Genomic DNA, 4,193 nt, shown 5'->3' with positions numbered 1-4,193 from the left:
GATCCGGCGCGAAAAAGCCGACTGCGTCAGGTGCCGCCTTTCCGCCGCCTCGCTGAAGGAACCGGTTTCGGCAACCGCGAGGATATCTTCGAGCCATTCGAGCCGCATGAGACTTCATAAGTTGCGTTTCTTGCATCTTATATCGACTACTTCGAATTTGCATTAGAGATTGCGCTCTGTAATTGTTGCATCACGCATATTTCAGCAGGACTCACCAAATGCATCTTTCCCGGTTTCCCCGCGTCTTTCTGGCACATCTGCCGACGCCGCTGGAACGGCTCGACCGTCTGAGCCGCGAACTCGGCGGGCCCGAAATCTGGATCAAGCGAGACGACTGCACCGGCCTGTCAACGGGGGGCAATAAGACCCGCAAGCTCGAGTTCCTGATGGCCGAGGCGCAGGCGATGAGCGCAGATGTGGTCATGACGCAAGGGGCGACGCAATCGAACCACGCGCGCCAGACTGCAGCCTTTGCTGCCAAACTTGGCATGGCCTGCCATATCCTGCTTGAGGACCGGACAGGATCGAACAACCACAACTACAACGAAAACGGCAATGTGCTGCTGGATCACCTGCACGGGGCGGCCACGGAAAAGCGCCCGGGTGGCGTCGATATGCAGGCCGAGATGGAGGCAGTGGCGGTGGGCATGCGCGCGGCGGGGCGCAAAGTCTATATCATTCCGGGCGGCGGATCGAATCCGACGGGCGCGCTTGGCTATGTCAACTGCGCGTTCGAACTGGTGGGCCAGGCCAATGACCGGGGGCTGGTGATCGACCATCTGGTGACGGCGACGGGGTCGGCGGGCACTCAAGCCGGGCTGATCGTCGGGCTGAAGGCGATCAATGCGGGCATCCCGCTTCTGGGTTTCGGCGTGCGGGCGCCCAAGGCCAAGCAAGAGGAAAACGTCTTCAACCTGGCTGTGAAGACCGCCGAGAAGCTGGGCTGCCCCGGCGTGGTGCAGCGGGGCGATGTGGTGGCCGACACTGGCTATGTCGGCCCCGGCTACGGCGTGCCCCAGGCCGATACGCTGGAGGCGATCCGGATGTTCGCCGAACTGGAAGGCATCCTTCTGGACCCGGTCTATTCGGGCAAGGGGGCTGCCGGTCTGATCGACTATTGCCGCAAGGGTCATTTCAAGAAGGGTCAGCGCGTCGTGTTCCTGCATACCGGCGGATCAGTGGCGCTTTTCGGCTATGACGCGGTTTTTGCCGATGACACCTCACGGCAGGCGGCCGAATAGCCGATGGCCCCAGACCGCATCACTCCACCGGAAAGACGCGCGGCATGAGGCGGGTGGGCATCATCGGCGGAATGGGGCCGGAGGCGACGGTGCTCTTGATGCAGAAGATCATCGCCGCCGCCCCCGCCCGAGACGATGCCGACCACATTCCGCTGATCGTCGACCAGAACCCCCAGGTCCCCTCACGCATCCGCCATCTGATTGAGCGGACGGGCGATGACCCCGGCCCCGTGCTCGCCGCCATGGCGTGGCGGCTGGAGGCGGCGGGAGCCGAGGCGTTGGCGATGCCCTGCAACACCGCGCATCATTATGCGCCCGCCATCTGCGCGGCGGTCACGATTCCGCTGATCGACATGGTGGCGCTCTCCGTAGCGCATGCTGCGGGACTGGCGGGCAAGGGTGCCATGGTCGGCATCCTCGCCTCGCCAGCCGTGCGCCGGATAGGCCTTTTCGACCGCGCGTTTGCCGAAGAAAGCCTGACCCCGGCCTATGCGCAGAACGAAGACGCGATGCTTGTCGCCATTCGCAGCATCAAGGCGAAGGGCGCCACGACCGAGGCGCGAACGGCGCTTGCCGCGGCCTCCACCGACCTCTTGGCCCGTGGCGCGCGGGTGCAAATGATCGCCTGCACCGAGTTTTCGCTGATCGCCGGGGCCGTCGATTCCGGCGCCAAGGCTTTCGACACGCTGGACCAGCTGGTCAGCGGCATCATAACCTTTGCCACGTCGCATGGCACGGGCACCGACAAGGCGGAGAAACAGCCGCCAACGAGAAGCGCAAATGCGCCCAGTTCACATCCCAACAAGGAGACGACACCATGACTTCCACTCTCAAGCGCCTGATGATCGGTGCGGCAACCCTGGCGTTGACTGCCGGGGCTGCCCTCGCCGAAAACGTGATCATCGGCCATTTCGGCAGCCCCACGCCGATGCAGGTCGCCCGAGCCGAGGGCAAGTTCGATGCGGCCACCGGCTGGACCATCGAATGGCGCCAGTTCGGTTCGGGCACCGAAGTGATCGCCGCAATGGCCTCGGGCGATGTCCAGGTGGCAGAGCTTGGCTCTTCGCCCCTGTCCATCGGCACCAGCCAGGGCCTTGAAATCCAGCTCTTCATGATTGCGCAGGGTCTGGGTACCGCCGAAAGCCTGATCGCCAAGGCCGATTCCGGGGTCACCAAGGTAGAAGACCTGAAGGGCAAGCGCATCGCCGTGCCGGTTGGCTCGACCGCGCATTATTCGCTGATGGGCGCCCTGACCCATGCGGGCATTGCCGAGACCGATGTCACGATCATGAACCTGCCCGCTGACCAGATCGCGGCGGCCTGGGATTCCGGTCAGGTCGACGCGGCCTTCATCTGGGAGCCGGTGCAGAACCAGATCCTGCAGACCGGCACCTTCATCGTGGGTGCTGACCAGACCGCAGCCTGGGGCTTCCCGACCTTTGACGGCTGGGTTGTGAACACCGAATTCGCGGCGGCAAATGCCGATGCGATGGTGGCCTTCGCCAAAACGATGAACGAGGCGAACATGGCCTATCTCGCCGATCCCGCCGCCTGGACTGCCGACAGCGATCCGGTGAAGAAGATCGCCGAGATGACGGGTGCCGCCCCCGATCAGGTGCCGAACATCCTGAAAGGCTTCACCTTCATCCCGCTGGCCGACCAGATGAGCGACACCTGGCTGGGTGGTGCTGCGGCCAACATGAAGACCACCGCCGATTTCCTGGTCAAGGCGGGCCGGATCGACGCGGCAGGCGATGACTACGCCCCATTCGTCAACACCACCATCGCGGAGGCGGCGAAGTAACACCTGCTCCCATGCCGGACGCGGGGTGATCCCCGCCTCCGGCAACGTCACAAGCCGCATGGGGGAAAAGATGGGGCTCAACATCAGGGAAGCATCGGTCATCTACCCGACCGCAGACGGACGGCCGCCGGTCGAGGCGTTGCGAAAGATTGACCTCGACATCGTGAATGACGATTTCGTCGTGGCGCTTGGGGCCTCGGGTTGCGGCAAGTCGACGCTGCTTTCGCTGATCGCCGGGTTCCTGTCGCCATCCTCGGGTGAAATCCTGCTGGACGGATCGAAGGTTCAAGGGCCGGGCGCGGACCGGGCGGTTGTGTTCCAGAAACACGCGCTGATGCCCTGGCTGAACGTCCTGGACAACGTGGCTTTCGGCCTGAAACTTCAGGGCGTTGCCGAGAGCAACCGGTACGAGATCGCACGCGGTTTCATCAAGCTTCTTGGCCTGAAGGACTTCGAGACCTCGCGCGTCTACATGCTGTCGGGCGGTATGCAGCAGCGGGTCGGCATCGCCCGCGCACTGACCTGCAACCCCAAGGTTCTTTTGATGGATGAACCCCTGGGCGCGCTGGACGCGCTCACACGGGAAAAGGCGCAGGAACTGATCCTGAACATCTGGCACACCACCAACAAGTCGGTGTTCTTCATCACCCATTCGGTCGAAGAGGCGCTCTTCATGGGCACCAAACTGATCGTGATGTCCCCCCGCCCCGGCCGCATCGCGCACCGGTTCGACCTGCCCTTCTCTCGGCAGTTCCTTGCAGGCGCACCCGCGCGTGAGGTCAAGGCCAGCCGCGAGTTCATCGCACTGCGCGAGGACGTCCTGAAAATCATTTTCTCGGATGAGGAGGCTGCGGCATGACCGAACATTCCTATCCCAACACGCAATCGAAGAAGAAAGGCATCTTCTTTTTCCTGATGAAAGCTCGGGCGACAAAACCGGGCGAGACCTATGGTGTTCCGGGACAGGGCGATACGCTCTGGCTGTCGGTCATGTCGATTGTCGGTATCATCTTCGTCTGGTGGCTGGTCACCACGATGGGCTGGGTCAAACCGTTGTTCCTGCCTTCGCCCCAGGCTGTCTTGGCCAAGTTCGTCCAGGTCTGGAACGAAGGCTTCACCAACACGCCGTTCATCGAACATGTCGGCAT

General features: G+C 62.9%; 5 protein-coding genes and 1 pseudogene. 5 read left to right on the top strand and 1 reads right to left on the bottom strand.

Going from position 1 to position 4,193, the window contains the following annotated elements:
* Window positions 1-108: LysR family transcriptional regulator (locus ACRCSW_RS03310; RefSeq protein WP_438702569.1), on the bottom strand; the 108-nt coding region annotated here is incomplete at its 3' end.
* Between the two features lie 110 nt (window positions 109-218).
* Between ACRCSW_RS03310 and ACRCSW_RS03305 the strand changes: the two genes are divergently transcribed.
* The 5 genes and pseudogenes from ACRCSW_RS03305 to ACRCSW_RS03285 form a co-directional block, all read left to right on the top strand.
* On the top strand, window positions 219-1,241 hold the full coding sequence (locus tag ACRCSW_RS03305) for a D-cysteine desulfhydrase (protein WP_438702567.1): 1,023 nt from the start codon (window positions 219-221) through the stop codon (window positions 1,239-1,241).
* Between the two features lie 44 nt (window positions 1,242-1,285).
* Window positions 1,286-2,062, top strand: coding sequence for an aspartate/glutamate racemase family protein (locus ACRCSW_RS03300; RefSeq protein ID WP_438702566.1), 777 nt, complete (start codon window positions 1,286-1,288; stop codon window positions 2,060-2,062).
* On the top strand, window positions 2,059-3,045 hold the full coding sequence (gene tauA, locus ACRCSW_RS03295; RefSeq protein ID WP_438702565.1) for a taurine ABC transporter substrate-binding protein: 987 nt from the start codon (window positions 2,059-2,061) through the stop codon (window positions 3,043-3,045). The genes ACRCSW_RS03300 and tauA overlap by 4 nt, the downstream gene beginning before the upstream one ends.
* A gap of 25 nt (window positions 3,046-3,070) precedes the next feature.
* Window positions 3,071-3,904, top strand: coding sequence for a taurine ABC transporter ATP-binding protein (locus ACRCSW_RS03290; protein WP_438702564.1), 834 nt, complete (start codon window positions 3,071-3,073; stop codon window positions 3,902-3,904).
* Window positions 3,901-4,193: pseudogene (locus ACRCSW_RS03285) on the top strand (hypothetical protein); the annotation flags it as partial. The gene ACRCSW_RS03290 and the pseudogene ACRCSW_RS03285, both read left to right, overlap by 4 nt.

Source organism: Tabrizicola sp. (assembly GCF_051645465.1).
Taxonomy (GTDB): domain Bacteria; phylum Pseudomonadota; class Alphaproteobacteria; order Rhodobacterales; family Rhodobacteraceae; genus Tabrizicola.
Note: the sequence above shows the minus strand (reverse complement) of the source record. Positions and strands in the feature narration are given on the sequence as shown.